Source organism: Nonomuraea sp. NPDC051191 (genome assembly GCF_044455665.1).
Lineage (GTDB): Bacteria > Actinomycetota > Actinomycetes > Streptosporangiales > Streptosporangiaceae > Nonomuraea.
In genome coordinates this window covers 103,442-122,625 of record NZ_JBITEZ010000014.1, presented here as the reverse complement: position 1 = coordinate 122,625, position 19,184 = coordinate 103,442, and the positions used below count along the sequence as shown (strand labels likewise).

Annotated in this window: 17 protein-coding genes; 9 read left to right on the top strand and 8 right to left on the bottom strand. The window is 71.9% G+C overall.

Features of this window, described 5'->3' with window-relative positions; translation table 11 throughout:
- Positions 1-2: 2 nt before the first annotated feature.
- Positions 3-2,483, bottom strand: coding sequence for a leucine--tRNA ligase (gene leuS, locus ACIA8R_RS36575; protein WP_364090778.1), 2,481 nt, complete (start codon positions 2,481-2,483; stop codon positions 3-5).
- 546 nt (positions 2,484-3,029) lie between these two features.
- Here leuS and ACIA8R_RS36570 point away from each other — a divergent pair.
- Positions 3,030-4,667, top strand: a complete 1,638-nt coding sequence (locus ACIA8R_RS36570) for a hypothetical protein (RefSeq protein ID WP_397042296.1) — start codon at positions 3,030-3,032, stop codon at positions 4,665-4,667.
- Between the two features lie 33 nt (positions 4,668-4,700).
- Here the strand turns inward: ACIA8R_RS36570 and ACIA8R_RS36565 are convergent, their stop codons facing one another.
- The gene (locus ACIA8R_RS36565) at positions 4,701-5,942 is read right to left on the bottom strand and encodes a cytochrome P450 (protein WP_397042295.1); all 1,242 of its coding nucleotides are present in this window, start codon (positions 5,940-5,942) and stop codon (positions 4,701-4,703) included.
- Between the two features lie 231 nt (positions 5,943-6,173).
- Here ACIA8R_RS36565 and ACIA8R_RS36560 point away from each other — a divergent pair, with 231 nt between their 5' ends.
- A complete protein-coding gene (locus ACIA8R_RS36560) occupies positions 6,174-7,247 on the top strand; it encodes a methyltransferase domain-containing protein (RefSeq protein WP_397042294.1) in 1,074 nt (357 codons plus the stop codon).
- A gap of 86 nt (positions 7,248-7,333) precedes the next feature.
- On the opposite strand, the gene ACIA8R_RS36555 is transcribed toward ACIA8R_RS36560, so the two are convergent.
- Both ACIA8R_RS36555 and ACIA8R_RS36550 read right to left on the bottom strand, forming a co-directional pair.
- On the bottom strand, positions 7,334-8,191 hold the full coding sequence (locus ACIA8R_RS36555) for an alpha/beta hydrolase (RefSeq protein ID WP_364090790.1): 858 nt from the start codon (positions 8,189-8,191) through the stop codon (positions 7,334-7,336).
- A 30-nt stretch (positions 8,192-8,221) separates the two neighbouring features.
- On the bottom strand, positions 8,222-8,626 hold the full coding sequence (locus tag ACIA8R_RS36550; protein WP_397042293.1) for an ester cyclase: 405 nt from the start codon (positions 8,624-8,626) through the stop codon (positions 8,222-8,224).
- Positions 8,627-8,675: 49 nt separating this feature from the next.
- On the opposite strand from ACIA8R_RS36550, the gene ACIA8R_RS36545 reads away from it, so the two are divergent.
- Positions 8,676-9,311 carry a TetR/AcrR family transcriptional regulator C-terminal domain-containing protein gene (locus tag ACIA8R_RS36545; protein WP_397042292.1) on the top strand — a complete coding sequence of 212 codons (636 nt, stop codon included), beginning with the start codon at positions 8,676-8,678 and terminating at the stop codon, positions 9,309-9,311.
- Here the strand turns inward: ACIA8R_RS36545 and ACIA8R_RS36540 are convergent.
- Entirely contained in the window at positions 9,247-9,933 is a 687-nt protein-coding gene (locus ACIA8R_RS36540) for a TetR/AcrR family transcriptional regulator C-terminal domain-containing protein (RefSeq protein WP_397042291.1), read from the bottom strand. The genes ACIA8R_RS36545 and ACIA8R_RS36540 overlap by 65 nt on opposite strands.
- Before the next feature lie 51 nt (positions 9,934-9,984).
- Between ACIA8R_RS36540 and ACIA8R_RS36535 the strand changes: the two genes are divergently transcribed.
- On the top strand, positions 9,985-11,466 hold the full coding sequence (locus ACIA8R_RS36535) for an FAD-dependent oxidoreductase (RefSeq protein ID WP_397042290.1): 1,482 nt from the start codon (positions 9,985-9,987) through the stop codon (positions 11,464-11,466).
- On the opposite strand, the gene ACIA8R_RS36530 is transcribed toward ACIA8R_RS36535, so the two are convergent.
- Entirely contained in the window at positions 11,441-12,694 is a 1,254-nt protein-coding gene (locus tag ACIA8R_RS36530; RefSeq protein WP_364090805.1) for a cytochrome P450, read from the bottom strand. The two genes, ACIA8R_RS36535 and ACIA8R_RS36530, sit on opposite strands and share 26 nt — an antisense overlap.
- Before the next feature lie 61 nt (positions 12,695-12,755).
- Positions 12,756-14,300 carry a GMC family oxidoreductase N-terminal domain-containing protein gene (locus ACIA8R_RS36525; RefSeq protein WP_364090808.1) on the bottom strand — a complete coding sequence of 515 codons (1,545 nt, stop codon included), beginning with the start codon at positions 14,298-14,300 and terminating at the stop codon, positions 12,756-12,758.
- Positions 14,301-14,448: 148 nt separating this feature from the next.
- Between ACIA8R_RS36525 and ACIA8R_RS36520 the strand changes: the two genes are divergently transcribed.
- The 5 genes from ACIA8R_RS36520 to ACIA8R_RS36500 all read left to right on the top strand — a co-directional run bounded on the left by ACIA8R_RS36520 (position 14,449) and on the right by ACIA8R_RS36500 (position 18,768).
- Positions 14,449-15,984 carry a long-chain fatty acid--CoA ligase gene (locus ACIA8R_RS36520; RefSeq protein WP_397042289.1) on the top strand — a complete coding sequence of 512 codons (1,536 nt, stop codon included), beginning with the start codon at positions 14,449-14,451 and terminating at the stop codon, positions 15,982-15,984.
- 92 nt (positions 15,985-16,076) lie between these two features.
- Positions 16,077-16,523, top strand: coding sequence for a MarR family winged helix-turn-helix transcriptional regulator (locus tag ACIA8R_RS36515; protein WP_397042288.1), 447 nt, complete (start codon positions 16,077-16,079; stop codon positions 16,521-16,523).
- Positions 16,523-17,185 carry an HAD family hydrolase gene (locus ACIA8R_RS36510; RefSeq protein WP_357698694.1) on the top strand — a complete coding sequence of 221 codons (663 nt, stop codon included), beginning with the start codon at positions 16,523-16,525 and terminating at the stop codon, positions 17,183-17,185. Before ACIA8R_RS36515 ends, ACIA8R_RS36510 begins: the two co-directional genes overlap by 1 nt.
- Positions 17,186-17,194: 9 nt before the next feature.
- Positions 17,195-18,175, top strand: a complete 981-nt coding sequence (locus ACIA8R_RS36505) for a phosphotransferase (protein ID WP_397042287.1) — start codon at positions 17,195-17,197, stop codon at positions 18,173-18,175.
- Between the two features lie 74 nt (positions 18,176-18,249).
- A complete protein-coding gene (locus tag ACIA8R_RS36500; RefSeq protein ID WP_397042286.1) occupies positions 18,250-18,768 on the top strand; it encodes a hypothetical protein in 519 nt (172 codons plus the stop codon).
- 12 nt (positions 18,769-18,780) lie between these two features.
- Here ACIA8R_RS36500 and ACIA8R_RS36495 read toward each other — a convergent pair whose 3' ends face one another.
- Positions 18,781-19,143, bottom strand: coding sequence for a DUF488 family protein (locus ACIA8R_RS36495; RefSeq protein ID WP_364090820.1), 363 nt, complete (start codon positions 19,141-19,143; stop codon positions 18,781-18,783).
- Positions 19,144-19,184: the final 41 nt, after the last annotated feature.

Sequence of the window (19,184 nt, the reverse complement as noted above, 5' to 3'; positions counted from 1 at the left end):
GCCTACGGGACGATGTTGACCAGCTTGGGCGCGCGCACGATCACCTTGCGCGGCGCGCCCTGGAGGTAGGCGGCCACCTTGTCGGAGGCCAGGGCCAGGGCCCGCAGCTCGTCCTCGGAGATGTCGGGGGCGACCTCCAGCCGGTCGCGCACCTTGCCCGCCACCTGCACCACGCACGTGACCGACTCCTGCACCAGCAGCGCGGGGTCGGCGACCGGCCAGCCGGCGAAGGCGACCGGAGCCGTGCGGCCCAGGCGCTCCCAGCCCTCCTCGGCGACGTAGGGCGCCACCAGCGACAGCATGACGGCCAGCGACTCGGCGGCCTCGCGCACCGCCGGGTCGGCCGCGCCGGGACCGGAGTCGATGGCCTTGCGCGCGGCCGAGGTCAGCTCCATCATGCGGGCCACCGCGACGTTGAAGCGCTGCGACTCGACCAGCTTGGTGACCTCGTCGATGGTGCGGTGGGTGACCTTGCGCAGCTCGGCGTCGCCGCCCTCGAACGACACGCCGGGCTCGGCGGTCGCCTCCGACATCACGCGCAGCGCGCGGGCCAGGAACTTCTGCGAGGCGGCCGGCGAGACGTCGGCCCAGTCGATGTCGTCCTCCGGCGGACCGGCGAAGATCATCGTCAGGCGGACGGCGTCGACGCCGAACTCGTCGATCTGCAGGCCCAGGTCGATGCCGTTGCCCAGGGACTTCGACATGGCCTTGCCGCCGTTGATCACCTGCCCCTGGTTCAGCATGCGCAGGAACGGCTCGGTGAAGCTCACCATGCCCATGTCGTGCAGGACCTTGGTGAAGAAGCGCGAGTACAGCAGGTGGAGGACGGCGTGCTCGATGCCGCCGACGTACTGGTCGATCGGGCCCCACTTGCGCACCTGCTCGGGGTCGAACGGCCCGTCGGTGTAGCCGGGCGAGGTGTAGCGCAGGTAGTACCAGGACGAGTCGACGAACGTGTCCATCGTGTCGGTGTCGCGCTTGGCCGGCCCGCCGCACTTGGGGCACTCGACGTTGACCCACTCGGTGGCGCTGGCCAGCGGGGAGACGCCCTTGGGCGCCAGCGCCTCGCCGCGCAGGTCGGGCAGCGTGACGGGCAGCTGCTCGTCGGGGACGGGCACCTCGCCGCAGTCGGCGCAGTGGATGATCGGGATCGGCGTGCCCCAGAAGCGCTGGCGGGACAGCAGCCAGTCGCGCAGCCGGAAGTTGACCGCGCCGGTGCCCCGGCCCTCGACCTCCAGGATCTCGATGATCTTGGCGATGGCCTCGACCTTGGTCAGGCCGTCCAGCGGGCCGGAGTTGACCAGCGTGCCCTCGCCGGGCGTGGCCTCGCCGGTCTCGCCGGGGTCGGCCAGGCCGGTGTGGACGACGACCTTGACCGGCAGCTCGAACCGCCGGGCGAAGTCGAGGTCGCGCTGGTCGTGGGCGGGCACGGCCATGATCGCGCCGTGGCCGTAGTCGGACAGCACGTAGTCGGCCGCCCAGACCGGGATGCGCTCGCCGTTGACCGGGTTGACCGCGTGGCGGCCCAGGAAGACGCCGGTCTTCTCCTTGTCGGTGGCCAGGCGCTCGATGTCGCTCAGCTTGGCGACCTCGGCGCGGTACGCCTCGAAGGCCGGACGCTGCTCGTCGGTGACGATCTCGTCGGCCAGCGCGGCGTCGACCGCGACGACGAAGAAGGTGGCGCCGTAGAGGGTGTCGGGGCGCGTGGTGTAGACGTGGACCGGCTCGTCGCGGCCCTCGATCTCGAACAGCACGTCGGCGCCCTCGGAGCGGCCGATCCAGTTGCGCTGCATGGTCAGCAGGCGCTCGGGCCAGCCGGTCAGCTGCTCCATGTCGTCCAGCAGGCGCTGGGCGTAGTCAGTGATCTTGAAGTACCACTGGGTCAGCTCGCGGCGGATGACGTCGGCGCCGCAGCGCTCGCACTTGCCCGCCACGACCTGCTCGTTGGCCAGCACCGTCTGGTCGTTGGGGCACCAGTTGACCAGGCCGCCCTTGCGGTAGGCCAGGCCGCGCTCGAAGAAGCGGTTGAACAGCCACTGGTTCCAGCGGTAGTACTCGGGGTCGCTGGTGTGCAGGCGGCGCGACCAGTCGAAGGAGATGCCGTAGCGCCGGAAGGAGTTGGCCTGCGTCTCGATGTTGGCGTAGGTCCACTCGGCGGGGTGGGCGTTGCGCTTGATCGCGGCGTTCTCGGCGGGCAGGCCGAAGGAGTCCCAGCCGATCGGGTGCAGGACGTTGTAGCCCTGCTGCATCCAGTAGCGCGCGACGACGTCGCCGATGGCGAACACCTCGCCGTGGCCCATGTGCAGGTCGCCCGACGGGTAGGGGAACATGTCGAGCATGTAGCGCCGCTCCCGGGGGTCGGCCGCGTCCTCGCTCGCCCGGTAGGGCTCCTGTTCCTCCCATCGCTGCTGCCACTTGGCCTGCAGCGCCTGCGGGTCGTACTCACTCACGGCTACTGTCCTTCTGGCTTGACTCGGACCCATAAGAAAACCCCTCGTGCACGACGAGGGGTAGCCGCGACGGCGAGACCTCTCAGGGCCGTCGCGGCCCGCTAAGAAGCAGGGTCGCGGAACGCATGTGTCAAGCCTAGCGCACGTCTTCCGCGGAATGCAGATACTCGGACGACCGGCGCAGGCACAATAGACCCTTCAGGTCCAGCGAGACCTGATGGTGATGTATCCGTTGTGACCTCATATGTCCCTTTAGAATACTGTCGTCGCGTGGTGTACCCAGCTGAGCCAAGTCGACCGGAGGGCGACCTGCCGCTGCAGGATCCGCCAACCGATCCGCACGGCTTCGCTCGTTTCGCTGCGAAACCAGCCGTATCTCCTGGAAAATCCCATGAGATCATGCCTGGTACGTCAAATCCGGATATAGCGGCACATCCGGACACAACCTCGGGAGGGCCGGCAGCAATGGCAACGGAGAATTCCTCGAGCTCCGGGGCGTCGCACCTGCCACCGTCCTGGCCGGAGGTCCGCAACGACGTACCTTCCTCCTGGCCGTCCGGCGGGCAGGAGCCCCCCGGCGTGCCGACGTCGTGGCCGGAGACCGCCCAGGCCCAGCCGTCCTGGCCCGACGCGCCGCAGGCGCCCTCCTGGCCCGAACCGCCGCGCGCCGACGCCTCCTGGCCCGACGCCCCGCGCAACGGCTCCCCCCGCAACGACCCGCGCGGTGACATGCACAACGACATGCGCAGTGACATGCGCAGCGACCCGCGCTCGCACCAGCAGGGCGGCGACGCGTCGTGGCCGGAGCCGGCGCGGCCGTCCTGGCCGGAGCCGCCGCGGCAGGAGCAGGGCTGGCCCGAGACGCCCCGCCAGGAGGCCCCCGTCTCCTGGCCGGAGCAGTCGTCGCCGGTCCGGCCGCAGGACCCGGTGCCCGCCTGGTCGCAGCCGCCGACGCCGTCCCCCGGCGCGTGGTCCAACCTCTCCTCACCCGCGCCCTGGCCCAACAGCCCCTCGGCCGCCCCCTCCGCACCCGCCGGCGACCCGCTGGACCACACCGTCACGCTGGGCCGCGCGCCCGGCCCGCTCGACGCCCCCGTCCGGTCGGGGCCGTCGCCGCTCGACGGCCCCGGCGCGCCGCCCGCCCACCCGGCCGACGAGCACACCGTCATGTACGGCGGCCGCCAGGCCGACACCATGATCGGGATCGGCGACAACGGGATGCAGCCCGGCCCGCTCGCGGCGGCCCACGTCGGCGCGCCACCGACGGGCCCCGGCATGCCCGGCGCCCCCGGCATGCCCGGCGGGCCCGCCGACGGCCACCCCGACGACCAGAACCGCCCCGGCTCCAACCTGAACCGCGACCCCTCCGACCCCGACCGCCGGTTCGTCACGGCCGGTCAGATCAGCGGCTCGCGCACCCCGCCTCCCGACCGCCAGCAGGAGCTCTGGAACAACGTCTTCGGCGACGAGTACGAGGGCGACTCCCTGGACGACGAGCCGGGCAAGCCCATCTGGATCTACGCGCTCGGCGGCTCGGTCGTGATCGCCCTGATCGCGGCGCTGCTGTGGGCGTTCCTCGCGGGCCCGCTGGCCGGCGAGGACACGCCGGAGAGCAAGACGGCCTCCTCTCCCGCGGCCTCGGCCGGCCCCACGAAGGGGGGCACGGGCAAGCCGTCCACCACGATCCCCGCCCTGCCCAAGTACCCGGGCAAGGCGTCCCCGGTGACCGGGCGGGTGGAGGACGCGGCGGCCGGCGTCTCCCTGCCCCGCCTGGGCGGCACCTGGCAGCTCGACCAGCGCGCCACGGTCAAGTCCACCTTCGGCTACGACACCCGCCAGTACGTGCAGGTCGCGCCCGAGAAGTTCGCCCAGGTCATGTCGGGGCCGCTCCCGGCGAACCTGTCCTCCCTCTACCAGGAGGACGACCTGGAGCCGGTCATCAAGCGCATGGTGCTCCAGGCCCGCAAGGACTTCTACCCCGCCGGCAACAAGGTCAGGAAGATCGCGCAGCAGCCGATCAAGGTCGGGACCGCGACCGGCCGCCTCATCGCGTACGCCATGACCTCCGGCACGGCCAAGGCCACGATCGTCACGATGGCGGTCAACACCGGCGGCGACGTGCCCGCGATCGTGTTCGTGTCGATCCCGGACGAGGGCAAGCAGCTCCTCCCGGACATCCGTACGGTGATGAACCAGCTCAAGCTGAGCGCGCAGTAACGCTGGGCCCCGGGCGTCGCCGCGGCGCCCGGGTCAGAACGTGCACTCCATATGCTTGATCCCGTTGATGAACGAGGAGTGCAGGCGGTCGGGCCGGCCGCCCTCGATCTGCGGCACCCGCCGCAGCAGCTCGCGGAACATCACCGTGATCTCCCGCCGGGCCAGGTGGGCGCCGAGGCAGAAGTGCGGCCCGGGCCCGCCGAAGCCGACGTGCGGGTTGGGGTGGCGGGTGATGTCGAAGCGGTACGGGTCGGCGAACACCCGCTCGTCCCGGTTCGCCGCCCAGTAGAACAGCACCACCTTCTCGCCCCGGCGATAGAGGTGGCCGTTCATCTCGTGGTCGCGGGTGACCTTGCGGCGCATGAAGTTCACCGGCGAGGCCAGCCGGACGATCTCCTCCACGGCCCCGGGGGCGCGGCCCTCGACGTCCTCCAGCCACAGGGCGCGCTGGTCGGGGTTCTTGGTGAGCAGGCGCAGGCCGTAGGAGATGGCGTTCCTGGTGGTCTCGTTGCCGGCCACCACCAGCAGGATGAAGAACGACCCCAGCTCCTGCATCGTCAGCCGCTCGCCGTCGATGTTGGCGTTGACCAGCGAGGACGTCAGGTCGTTCGTGAGGTTGGCGGTGCGGTGCGCGGCGAGGTCCTGGACGAGCTGCTGCAGCTCCATGCCGGCGGTGAGCAGGCGGGTGGCGAGCTGGTCGAGGTCGTCGCCGGTGTACTCGGGGTCGAAGCCGCCCAGGATGATGTTCGAGCGGTCGAAGACGAACCGGTAGTCGCGCTCGGGGATGCCCATCATGTCGCAGATGATCTTCAAGGGCAGGCGCGCGGCCACGTCGGTGACGAAGTCGCCGCCGGGACCGGCGGCCACCAGGTCGTCGACGATCCGTACGGCGGCGGCCTCGACGTCCGACTCGAACTGTTTGATCATCTTGGGGGTGAACGCGCGGGAGACGATCCTGCGCAGCCGGGCGTGCCGGGGGTCGTCCATGTTGATCATCGAGCCGAAGTACTCGGTGAACTCGGCGGGCATGTCGGGGATGTTCGTCGCGCCGCCGTCGCCGGAGCAGAAGACCTCGGGGTTGCGGCTCGCCTCCAGGATGTCGGCGTGCCTGGCCAGCGCGTAGTAGCCGGGCCCCTTGGGCGCGACAGCCATCTCCATCTCCTCGAAGAAGGCCGGCGTCTGTCGGGCGCGCAACCGGTCGAACGCCGCCTCGCGCTCGCTCATGGGCCTGGCCCAGAAGTTCCGGTCCGAAAGGTCGAAGTCCAGGACGGTCATAGGGCCATCATTCGGAAAGCGACCACTTACGTCAATGGTTGTCACGTACACCGTACGTGGCAGCACCGGAAAAACCTGTGGTTCCTGGGGCCGGGGACTTTGTAGGGTTCCGCGCATGACGTTCTTCTTCCTCCTCGGCTAGCGATCCGCCGGCGGGCCGTGGGCTGACCCACCGCCGGTGATGCGGGGCGGCCTGTCGCCGTCCCGGGTCGCGACGTGGGAGAAGAACAGTTGCTCACCTTGGCGGTGGCCAGGGCGGTGCGTGGCACCGAGCCCTTGGTCGCGGCGGAGATCAGGCGTACCCGTCTCGGGGCGGTCGTCGGCGTCCGTCGTCGGGAGGTGTGGTTCGAGACCAGGCCCGGAGCCGGGCTCCTGGGGTTGCGCACGGCGGACGACGTGCTGCTGGCCGCGGCCGTGGTGGACGGGGTCGGCCACGGCCGCTCCGCGCTCGCCCGGCTGGCGCGGGCGGCCCGCGGGATCGCCCCCGACGGGTCCGGACCTTCCGATTCTTCCGGCGTCTCCGGCATGGAGGTGTCGGCCTCGTTCGCAGGACGCCGCAACTACACCAGGTACGACATCGAGGACGCCGTCGGCCACGAGCTGGCCCGGTCGTGGCGGCTGCGCTACCACTCCCGGCGGGGCGGCGGCCGGCCGCCGTCGGGCGCGATGGCCTGGCGGGTGACGATCGAGGGCGACCTGGCGGTGATCGCCCGGCGGGCCGGGGACCGGCCGCTGCACCGCAGGCCGTACAAGACGTCCTCGATCCCGGGCACGCTGCACCCGCCGCTGGCCGCCGCGATGGCCCGGCTGGCCGGGCTGGACGCGGCGGACTTCCGGGGCGTCGTGCTCGATCCCTGCTGCGGTGCGGGAACGACGCTCATCGAGGCGCACGCGCTCGCGCCGCACGCCGGGCTCGCCGGGTTCGACCGCGATCCGGCCGCCGTAGCGGCGGCGGCCGCGAACGCGCGGGCGGTCCTGCCCGCCACCGCTCCCGGCCCGTTCCGCTGGGGGCTCGCCGACGCCGGACGGCTCCCGGTCGCGGACGGGAGCGTGCGGCGGGTGCTGGTGAACCCGCCGTGGGGACGGCAGGTGCCGCCGCGCGGCCTGCTCGGGCACGGCCTGGACCCGCTGTGGCGGGAGCTGCGCCGGGTGCTGGAACCCGGCGGCCTGGCCGTGGCGCTGCTCCACGACGATCCCGGCGCCGGCGGTGGGACGCCGGCCGGATTCGGGGTCGAGGAGGCGGTCCAGGTGAGCCTGTCGGGGCTGCACCCGGTGATCACCGTACTCAGAAGGCGGTCCAGGTGAGCCTGTCGGGGCTGCACCCGGTGATCGCCGTGCTCAGGAGACGGGCCGGATGAGCCTGTCGGGGCGGCACGCGGTGACCGCCGCGCTCAGGAGGCGGGGCCGAGCCAGTCGAGGATGAGGCGGTTGACCTCCGCGGGCCGCTCCAGGTGCAGGAAGTGGCCCGCGTCCGCCACCTGCTCGGCCCGCGATCCCGGCGGCAGGCTCCCGGCCGCGTCCTTGGCCATCTCCACGCCCATGCACCCGTCCCGTTCGCCGTGCAGGTAGAGGACCGGGCCCGCGGTGGCCGGGTCGACGTCCGGGTAGCGGCCCGAGGGGGGTGTGGTGCCGAGCGCCGCGCGGTAGTAGCCGATGGCCGCCGCCAGGTTGGCGGGCTCCCCGAGGCTGCGCCGGACGAACTCCAGGTCCTCGGCCGGGTCGTAGCCGGGCGACCAGTCCCGCCACAGCCGTTCGAGGAAGGCCGGGTCGGCGGCGGCGCTCTCGGCCAGCACGGTCTGGAACAGGAAGATGTAGAACGACCGCTTGAGCTGCTCGTAGGCCAGCAGCCCGGGAAGCTGCGCGCCCGGCGGCGGCACCGCGAGCGTGACGGCCCTGCGGAAGCGCCCGGCCAGGGCGTAGGCGGGGAAGGCCCCCCAGTCGTGCCCGACGATGACGGCGTCGTCGCCGCCGCCCAGCTCCTCGTGCAGCGCGCGCACGTCGGCGACCAGGGCCGCCTCCTCGTACGCGCCGTCGGCCGGGACCTCGGTGGGCGCGTAGCCGCGACTGAACGGCGCGACCGCGCGGTAGCCGCGTTCGGCCAGCTCGGGCATCAGGTGCCGCCAGGTGTGGGCGGTGTCGGGGAACCCGTGCAGGCACAGGGCCAGCGGCCCCTCCCCCACGGTCAGATACGCGAACTCCACACCGTTGGCGTGGATCGTCCTGATCTCCATGAATGCGAAACCTAGCATTCGCCCTCTTCCGGCGGGGAGAAGTGGGCGTCAGTCGACCTCCGGCCAGTCCCAGCCGAGCTGGAGGAACAGGCCCAGCCGGTCGCTGACCGCGCGGATCTCGCTGATGCGCCCTTCGCGCAGGGTCACCAGGAAGATCGCCTCGACCTCGAAGCTGCGCCCGGTGGGGACGGGCATGCGCGGGTGGGTGCCGGAGTGCGTGCCGGTCATGCGGATCCTGGCTACCAGCTTCTCACCCTCGGCGACGACCTCCTCGACCTCGATGTGGAACGGGTCGAACGCGTCGAGCTGCATCCGGATGCCCTCGAAGGCGGCGCCGGGCTCGTCCGGCTCACCGAAGATGATCTTGTTGTGGTCGACGACGTCGGGGGCCAGATAGGCGCCCAGGTCGTCGAGGCGGCGTTCGTTGACGGCGGCGAAGAACTCGGCGATCACGACCGGAACCCTCTCTCTTACGGTGTAAGACGGGAGTATCTTACGGTGTATGAGAGAGCGGATGTCAAGGGAGCGGGTGCTGGAGGCGGCGCTCGACCTCATCGACCGCGAGGGCGCGGCCGGGCTGTCGATGCGCAAGCTGGGCAAGGAGCTCGGCGTGGAGGCGATGACGCTCTACTACTACGTGCCGAACAAGGACGCGGTCCTCGACGGGCTGGTCGAGCTGGTGCTCTCCCGCGTCACCGTCGAGCCGTCGGGCCACTGGCGGGTATGGGCGAAGGCGTTCGCCGAGTCGATCAGGGCCGAGCTGCTGCGGCATCCCGCGCTCATGCCGGTGGTGGCGATCAGGCCGGTGGCCACGCCGGGCGCCCTGGGCATGGTCGAACGCGCCGCCGCCGCGCTGACCCGTGCGGGATTCACCGCCAAGGAGGCGCTGCACGTGATCAACGCGGTGTCCACGTTCGTGATCGGGCACACGCTGGCCGAGGCGGGCCCGGACAGCCCGGAGCAGCCCGACCTGGACCTGGCGGACTATCCGGTGCTGGCGCGGGCGGTCGCCGACGGCCTCGGCACGCCCGAGGACCACCGGGAGCGCTTCGACCTGGCCGTCGAGGCCCTGCTCAGCGGACTTGCTCCGCGAACCCCCGCAGCAGGCACGCCAGCCCGAACTCGAACTGCTCGCTGAAGCTCAGGTCGTCGGCCTCGGCCACCCGCCGGTTGAACTCCGGATAGGCGCCACCGGCCATCACCTCGCGGACGTAGGGGCCGATCGCGGCCCGCCACTCCTCCTCCGACAACCCCGTACGGCGCCGCGCCTCCTGCTCGGCCAGCTCCTTGGCCACCGCGCCCAGCACGTAGTCGCCGATCACCCCGATCACGGCGGCGGCCCGCGTGATGTCGGAGGTCAGCGGCCGGACGGCGGACAGGGCGTGCTCCACCCGGCGCAGCGAGTTGGGCCCGAGCGCCGGCCTGCTGGTCATCAGCGCGGCCAGCCACGGATGGCGCAGCACGCCCGCGCGCTGGTCACGGGCCACCCCGGCCAGGTCGGCCCGCCAGTCGCCGGTCAGCTCGCCAGGAGCGCCCTCGCCCCACACCTCGTCGACCATCAGGTCGAGCAGTTCGTCGCGGTTCTCCAGGTAGCGGTAGAGCGAGGTGGTGCCCGACTTGACCTCGGTCGCCACCCGGCGCATGGACACCGCGTCGAGGCCCTCGGCGTCGGCCACCGCGATCGCGGCCCGCACGATCGCCTCGACGCTCAGGGCCCGACGCTTCGGCGCGTACGGCTCGCGACTCCAGACCAGTGACATCCGGCTCCCCCCCTCTGGCCTTCATCGTACGCCTGTGGCTACAGTGTTCCCATGACGGAAACAGTGTTCCCACAAACGCATGACGTCCTGATCGTCGGCAGTGGCAGCGTCGGACTGAGCGCGGCCGTGTTCCTCGCCCGTCACGGCGTGCGCGCCCTGGTCGTCGAGCGCGAGCCAGGCCCACGGGCGCACCCCCGCGCCACCGGCCTCGGCCCGCGGACGGTCGAGCTGCTCCGCGAGGCGGGCCTGGAGCAGGCCGTGAACGAGGTGGCCGTCGACATGTCCGTCGCGACCCTCGGCAAGATCACCGTTGACACCCTGGCCGCCGCCGACCTCGCCGCGATCGCGGCCGGTCTGCCCACCCGTACGCAGGCGTTCGACACGATGACCTACACCCCGGCCCGGCTGCGCGGGGTCTGCCCGCAGAACCGGCTGGACCGGGTGCTGCTCGACGCCGCCCGCGAGCGCGGCGCGCGGGTCGCGTACGACACCGAGCTGCTCTCCCTGGAGCAGGACGCCGACGGCGTGACGGCGGTCGTGTCCGGCCCGGACGGCACCCGCACCCTGCGCGCCCGCTACGTGATCGCCGCGGACGGCGTGCGCAGCGGAGTGCGCGCCACGCTCGGCATCGGCGTGACCGGCCCCGGCGCGCTCGGCCCCGAGCTGCACAACGTCATGTTCCACGCCGACCTGAGCCACCTGACCGGCGAGTACGGCTTCGCGCTCGCCGAGATCACCAACCCTGAGGCGCCCGGGATGCTCATGGCGATCGACGGCGCGACCGAATGGGTCTTCCACACCGCCCAGGAACCGAGCCCCGACCTGCTCAGGACCGCGATCGGCGACCCGGGGCTGAAGGTCGAGATCGTCAGCGTGCTCGGCTGGCGGGCCCGCGGCCAGATCGCCGACCGGTTCCGGGAGGGGCGGGTCTTCCTGGCCGGCGACGCGGCGCACGCCGTGCCGCCGACGGGCGCGTTCGGGCTGAACACCGGGGTCGCCGACGCGCACAACCTGGCCTGGAAGCTGGCCCGGGTGTTGTCCGGCTGGTCGGCGCCCGCGCTGCTGGAGAGCTACCACGACGAGCGGCGGCCGGTCGCGCTGCTGGCGATGGAGCAGTCGCTGCTGCGGATGCGGGACCTGCGGATGCACTTCGGCCACGGCCCGGAGGCCGCCCGGCTCAGGGCGGCGGCGGGCGCGGTCAACGCCCCGATCGTGCATCTCGGCTACCGCTACGGCGGCCCGTCGGCGGCCGAGGGGCTGCCCTCGACCGAGGACGTGACGCTCTGCCTCGACGGCTCGCCCGGCTCACGGCTGCCGCACGTGTGGATCGGCGAGCGTTCCACCCTCGACCTGGTCGGCCCCGATTTCAGCGTGTTCACCGGGACGCCGGTGCCCGATCCCGGCGTCCCGGTGCACGTGGTCGAGCGCTGGCCGTACGGGACCGTGCTGGTGCGGCCGGACGGGTTCGTGGCCTGGCGCGGCGAGGACGACGCCCTGGCCGAGGCGGTCAGAACGTGTACGGCAGGTGCTTGATGCCGTTGATGAAGTTCGACAGCAGGAAGTCGGGCTCACCGGCCGTCCGGATGCCGGGCAGGCGGGTGAACAGCTCGCGGAACATCACGCTCATCTCCCTGCGTGCCAGGTGGGCGCCCAGGCAGTAGTGGGGCCCCGGGCCGCCGAAGCCGACGTGCGGGTTGGGGTCGCGGGTGATGTCGAAGACGTCCGGGTCGGTGAAGACGGACTCGTCGCGGTTGGCCGAGTTGTAGAAGAGCAGCACCTTGTCGCCCTTCTTGTACGGCACGCCGTTCAGCTCGTGGTCCCGGGTCAGCGTGCGGCGGAACTGGATCACCGGGGTCGCGTAGCGCACGATCTCGTCGCACGCCTTGCCGATGCGCGCGTCGAAGTCGGCCAGCAGCAGGTCGCGCTGGCCGGGATGGTCGGTGAACAGCTTCAGGCCGTAGGCGATCGCGTTGCGGGTGGTCTCGCTGCCGGCGACCACCAGCAGGATGAAGAACGAGCCCAGCTCCTGCGGGCTGAGCCGCTCCTCGCCGCCCACGAGCAGGCTGACCAGGTCGCCGGTCGGCCGTCTGCGGCGCTCGTCGCCGAGGCGGGCGGCCATCCGGTTCAGCGAGTAGCCGGCGTGCAGCAGCCTGGCCAGGCCGCGGGCGACGTTGACGCGGCTGAAGTTCGGGGCGATGCCGGTGTACTCGGGGTCGGCGTTGCCGAGGATGACGTTGGTCCGCCGCAACACGAGGTCATGAAATTTCGGCGGGATGCCCATCATGTCGCAGATGACCCGTACGGGGAGCCGGGCGGCGACCTGCGCCACGAAGTCGTCCGGCCCCCGCTCGATCGCCTCGTCCACGATCTCGGCGGCGGCCCTGGCCAGGTCCTCCTCCATCTTGGACAGGATGCGCGGGGTGAAGGCCCTGGAGACGATCCTGCGCAGGCGGGCGTGGCGGGGGTCGTCCATGTTGATCATGGAACCGAAGTAGACGCTGAGCCAGCGCGGCATGTCGGGGATGCTGTTGGAGCACGGCTCGCTGCTGAAGACGGCCGCGTTCCTGCTGGCCTCGGTCACGTCGGCGTGCCGCACGAGGGCGTGGTAGCCGGGGCCGCCGCCGATGAACGGCATGGTCTGCTCCGGCACGAAGAGGGGCCGTTCGAGCCCCCGCAGCCGCCGGAAGGTCTCCAGGCGGTCGGCCTGCGGCAGCCCCCAGAACGGTATCTGCGAGATGTCCAGGTCCGTGGAGAGCGTCATACCGTACAAGCCTTGGGCAAGTGCTCACTTACGTCAAGGTCCGCCGGGGCGCGGCGCCCGGCTACCGGTTCCCGAGGATCAGCTCGGAGCCCTTCTCGCCGATCATGATCGCCGGGGCGTGGGTGTGGCCGCGGTTGAGCGTCGGCATGACCGACACGTCCACCACCCTGAGCCCTTCGAGGCCGCGCACCTTGAGCGACGGGTCCACGACCGACCCCTCGTCCGTGCCCATCCGGCAGGTGCCGACGGGGTGGTAGAGGGTCTCGCCGCGCTCGCGCACCCACTGGGCCAGCTCCTCGTCGCTCTCCGGCCCCCAGTACGGCGCCATCGGCCCGCCCGCGTACCGCTTCATCGCGCTCGTCGCGAACACCTGCTTGGCCGTCCTCAGCCCGGCGACCAGGCGTTTGACGTCGGCCTCCGCGCTCAGGTAGCCGGGGTCGATCAGCACGTCCCGGCCGTTCAGCCCGACCCGGCCGCGGCTCTCCGGTTGCAGCAGCACGACGCCGACGGTCAGGCCGTGCCCGGTCGGCGGGGTGAGCCCGTGGTTCACGAACGGGCCGGGGGCGAAGACGAGCTCGATGTCGGGGGCGGGCTCCTCGTCCGAGGTCCGGACGAAGGCGACCGCCTCGCCGACGTTCGTGGTGAGCATGCCCGAGCGCAGCACGACGTAGCGCAGCAGGTTCACCAGGGACTCGGCCTTGGTCAGGGTCACCGGCTCCCTGCACTCGACGTACACGCCGGAGGCGAGGTGGTCCTGGAGGTTCTTGCCGACCTCGGGCAGCTCGCGCACGACCGGCACCCCCGCCTCGCGCAGCTCCTCGGGCGCGCCCACCCCCGAGCGCATCAGCAGGTACGGCGAGCCGATCGCCCCCGCCGACAGGACGACCTCCTTGGCCGCCCTGACCAGGGTGCCGCCGCTGTGCTCGATGCCGACGGCGCGGGCGCCCTCGAACACCACGCGGTCCACGCCCGCCCCGGTGAGCACCGTGAGGTTGGGCCTGGCGGCGGCCGGGCGCAGGTAGGCGTCGGCCGCGCTCCACCGGCGGCCGCGGTTCTGGGTGACGGGCGTGGGGCAGCAGCCCTCGTTGGAGCGGCCGTTCAGCTCGTCGAGCCGGGTCAGGCCCAGCTCCTCGCAGGCCCGCAGGAAGGCCGCCGTGGTGACGTTGGGGCTGCGCAGCTCGGAGACGTAGAGCGGGCCGGAGGTGCCGTAGACGCCGCCGTGGTTGCTGCCGACGCGCTGCTCGGCCCTGGTGAAGTACGGCAGCACCTCCTCGTACGTCCAGCCGGGCACCCCCCACTGGTCGTAGTCCTCCTGGCAGCCGCGCACCCACATCTGGGCGTTGAGCGAGGACGAGCCGCCGATCACCCGGCCGCGCGGCCAGTAGAGCTCGCGGCCGGACATCTCGTCCTGCTTGGCCGTCGTGAAGTTCCAGTCGTAGTCGGTCTTGAACAGCTTGGCGAACCCGGCGGGCATGCGGATCTCCAGCTTGTCGTCATGCCCGCCCGCCTCGACCAGCGCCACCGACACCGACGGGTCCGCCGACAGCCGGTTGGCCAGCACGCACCCGGCGGACCCCGCTCCGACGATCACGTAGTCGTACTGCATGAGCACTCCAGGGGGCTAAGTAACCTTCCACTTGCTTACTCCAGGTGAGCCGGCGCGTCCATATGCATCTGTAACCTCTGTTACCTACCGGTCGGTATGTAGGGGCTGCCAAGATGGCGGCAAGCGCGTACAGAGGAGGAAGGCGTTCATGCTCAACTTGTCGGTCGTCCTGGAGGACAGCGCCAGAAACAACCCCGACGGCACGGCGATCGTCTTCGGTGACATGCGCCTGCCGTACGGCATGATCGACACTGTCGCCCGCCAGGTGGCGAACCTGCTGGTGTCGCGTGGCATCGGCAAGGGCGACAAGGTGGCCCTGGCCTGCCCCAACCTGCCGTACTTCCCGTTCGTCTACTTCGGCATCCTCAAGGCCGGCGCCACGGTGGTGCCGCTGAACGTGCTGCTGCAGAGCCGGGAGATCGCCTACCACCTCGACGACAGCGACGCCAAGGCGCTGTTCTGCTTCGAGGGCTCGCCGGAGCTGCCGCTGGGCGAGCGCGGCAAGGCGGGGTTCGAGGCCGCGGACGGCTGCGAGCACTTCTTCGTGCTGCCCGCCACCCCGCTGGCCACCGAGTCCCCGTACGGCGAGACGGTGTGGGCCGCGCTCAACGGCGTGCCGGCCGACTTCGAGACCGTGCAGACCGCCCCCGAGGACACCGCCGTGATCCTCTACACCTCGGGCACCACCGGCCAGCCCAAGGGCGCCGAGCTCAGCCACCAGAACATGCTGATGAACGCGCTGATCAGCGACAGGATGTTCCCCCGCTCCGAGGGCGGCGACACCTATCTCGCGGTGCTGCCGCTGTTCCACTCCTTCGGCCAGACGACCGTCATGAACACCGCCTTCATGCGCGGCGCGACCGTCGTGCTGATGCCGCGTTTCGAGCCGGGCGAGGCCCTCGACCTCATGCGCAAGGAGAACGTGACGACCTTCGCCGGCGTCCCGACGATGTACTGGGGCATGCTGACGAAGATCCACGCCGAGGGCGCCGAGGCGCCGCGGAGCCTGAAGGTGGCCGTGGCCGGCGGCGCGTCCTCGCCGGTCGAGGTGCTGAAGGACTTCGAGCAGACCTTCGGCTTCGGCATCCTGGAGGGCTACGGCCTGTCGGAGACCTCCCCGGTGGCCAGCTTCAACCAGCTCGGCCGGCCCACCAAGCCCGGCACGATCGGCACGCCCATCTGGGGCGTGGAGATGAAGCTGATCGACGGCGACTGGAAGACGGTCGAGGGCGAGGGCCCCGGCGAGATCGCCATCCGCGGCCACAACGTCATGAAGGGCTACTACGGCCGCCCTGAGGCGACGGCCGAGGTGATCAAGGACGGCTGGTTCCGCACCGGCGACATCGCCACCCGCGACGCCGACGGCTACTACGCGATCATCGACCGGGCCAAGGACATGATCATCCGTGGCGGCTTCAACGTCTACCCGCGTGAGCTGGAGGAGGTGCTCATGACCCACGAGGCCGTGTCGCTGGCGGCGGTCGTGGGCGTGCCGCACGAGTCGCACGGCGAGGAGGTCAAGGCGTACGTCATCCGCACGCCCGGCTCGTCGGTCACCGAGGACGAGCTGATCGCCTGGGCCAAGGAGAACATGGCCGCCTACAAGTACCCGAGGATCGTCGAGTTCCGCGACGCCCTGCCGATGACGGCCACCGGCAAGATCCTCAAGCGCGAGCTCCGCTGACCGGCCCCGCCGACCACGAGGGCGCGGGCGCGAGCCCGCGCCCTCGTCTTTCCTGACAGCGGGCCGGCAGACGATCAGGAAGAGGTTCTGGAGTGTCCACCGATCCGAGCGCGGTCTTCCGCCGCTACCTGGGCGCGATGGTGCTCAACAGCCTGGCCGCCGCCGAGGCGGCCGGGCTCAACGCCACCGACTACTACGCGCTCAACCTGCTCGACCTGCACGGGCCGCTCACCTCCGGCGAGCTGGCCGTGCAGACCGGGCTGACGACCGGCGCCACCACGCGGCTCATCGACCGCCTGGAGAAGGGCGGGTTCGTACGGCGCGTGCCCGACCCCGCCGACCGGCGCAAGGTGATCGTCGAGGCGGTCGCCGAGCCGCCGGGCCTCGACGCCGTGCTGGCCGGCACCAGGAGCAGGCTGGCCGGCCTGGTCAGGGCCTACTCCGAGACCGAGCGGGCCACGCTGTTCGACTACTTCGGCCGCGCCACGTCCGCCTACCGGGACGCCACCGACGAGATCGTCTCGTCCCGGCGCGGCTGATGCGGCCGCTCGCGCTGTTCGACCTGGACAACACGCTGATCGACCGGCTGGCCGCGTTCCGGCTGTGGGCGGCCGAGTTCGCCGCGGGGCGCGGGCTGGGCCCGGACGCCGTGAACCGGCTGGTACGGCTGGACGCCGACGGATCCGTGCCGATGGACCTCTTCTTCGCCCGCGTACGCGAACGCTTCGCCCTGGCCGAGCCCGTCGAGGAGCTGTGGCGGGACTACCGGGCCAGGCTGCCGTTCCTGGTGGAGTGCCGGGCCGAGGTGCTGGCGGGGCTCGACCGGCTGCGGGCGGCCGGGTGGGCGGTCGGGATCGTGACGAACGGGATGGCCGACAACCAGACGGGCAAGATCCGGCGTACCGGGCTGGCCGAGCGGGTGGACGGATGGGCGATCTCCGGCGCGGAGGGCGTGCGGAAGCCCGATGCGCGGCTGTTCGAGATCGCCGCCGGCCGGTGCGGGGCCGTGCCGGCGGGCGGATGGATGGTGGGCGACGACCCGGACAAGGACGTCGCGGGCGGCCGCGGCGCCGGAATGCGGACGATCTGGATCGACCGTGGGACGGGCGTGGCCCGTCCCCAAGCGGACGTGACGGTGGAGGACGTGCTCGCGGCCATGGAGGCGTTGACCGGGATGCCGGGGAGCGGTGGCGGTCGCTAACGTGGGCCCATGCGTAGCAAGCCCGCGGATCTGGACGAATCGCTGCTGACGTCCACCCTGGAGGCGTGGGGGATCGAGGCCACGGGGGCGGCGTACGCGCCGGTGGGCTTCGGCGACCACCACTGGATCGCGACCGGCGCCGACGGACGGCGCTGGTTCCTCACCGCCGCCACCCTGCCCGCCGAACCGGACGAACGCGGCTCGCGGGCGGCGTTCCGGGAGCTGGGGAGGGCGCTGGAGACGGCGGCGGCGCTGTCCGCGACCCTGGGGTTCGTGGTCGCGCACGTGCCGGACCTCGACGGCGGCGCGCTGCTCCGCCCGCTCGCCCCCCGGTACGCGCTGAGCGTCTTCCCCTTCGTCGAGGGCGTCACCGGCGATTTCGGCGACGAGCCGAGCGACCAGGAACGCGCCCAGGTCATCGACCTGCTGGCCGAGCTGCACGCCACACCCCCGCCCCCGTCGGCCCCGCTGCGCCCGCTGGAGCCGGCCGGACGGGCGGCGCTGGAGCGGGCCCTCGCCGAGACCGGCCGCCCGTGGACCGGCGGCCCGTACGCCGAGCGCGCCAGAGCCCTGCTCGCCCGCCACGCCGGAGCCCTGCGCGCCCGGCTGCGCGACTTCGACCGCGGATCGCGCGACCTCGGCCCTCTCGTCCTCACCCACGGCGAACCGCATCCGGGCAACCTGCTCCGGCACCGGGGCCGCTGCCTGCTGGTCGACTGGGACACCGTCGGCCTGGCCGTACCGGAACGGGACCTGTGGCTGGTCGCCAGGACCCCCGAGGACCTGGCCAGGTACGCGGCCGCCACCGGCCGTACGCCCGACCCCGCCGCCCTGGCCCTCTACCGGCTGCGCTGGAGCCTCGACGACGTCGCCGGGTACGTCGCCTGGTTCCGCGCCCCGCACGGCCACACCCGCGACGCCGAGCTGAGCTGGCAGTTCCTCACCGGTGCGGTCGATGACCTGGCCGACGGCGTGGCCTCCGCCCTTTAGCCCCGACATGCCCGCATACTGGCACCACTCCCCTCATGCACGACCTGCTTCGCCTGTCCCCTGAGGAGGAGATCATGAGGTTTTGGGTGGTCGCCGGCGCGTTGACGGCACTGCTCGCGGACCCCGCCGCGGTCGCCGTCGCCTCCGCCGGGCTGCCACTCCCGGACGACCCCGTCATGGAGGACGGCACCGAGCGCTCCGAGAACGAGACCAACCCGCAGGGCGCCCGTCCGTCCACCAAGGGCGGCACCTGGACGGGCATCAAGGTGCGCCCGCGCCGTCCGCGCCAGGACAGCGACGTACGCGTGCTCATCCACTGCGACGACGGCGCGACCGACGCGGTCGTGTCCGCCAAGCCCTTCAACCCGCCGGGCTCGTTCCTGCCCGCCACGGCGCTCGGCGTCGGCCTGAAGAACGGCCGCGGCTTCGACACCAAGTACATCGCCTACGACGCGCTGCTCGGCCCGCGCGTGGTCAGGCTCCAGTGTGTGCGCATCAAGATGCTGGAGCACCCGCGCAGGCGGATCGTCCGGCTGGTCAGCAGGGACAGCACCGTCGTCCTCGTCCGGCCGTTCAGGAAGGACCGCTACTGAGCGCGCTCGGGTTCAGTCCCCGATCAGCTCCGCGAGCACCGCGGCCTCGCTGATCTCGGGCTGCTTCGTCGCGGTGAGCAGGGTCAGCGTGCCCTTCCCGGCGAGTTCGCGCAGGTGCGCCACCGCCTCGGCCCGCTCCGGCTCGGCCAGCTCGCTCCGGTAGCGGTGGCCGAACTCCTCGAACCGGTCGGGGTCGTGCTTGTACCAGGTGCGCAGCTCGGTCGAGGGGGCCACCTGCTTGCACCATTCGTCGAGGTGGGCGTCGGCCTTCGCCAGCCCGCGCGGCCACAGCCGGTCGACCAGCACCCTGGCGCCGTCGTCCGGCTCGGGCTCCTCGTAGACCCGGCGCACCCGCACCTTGTGTCCAGCCGTCACCGTCGCCCCCTTCTCCCGCCGGGCGGGTCGGGAGAGGGCCG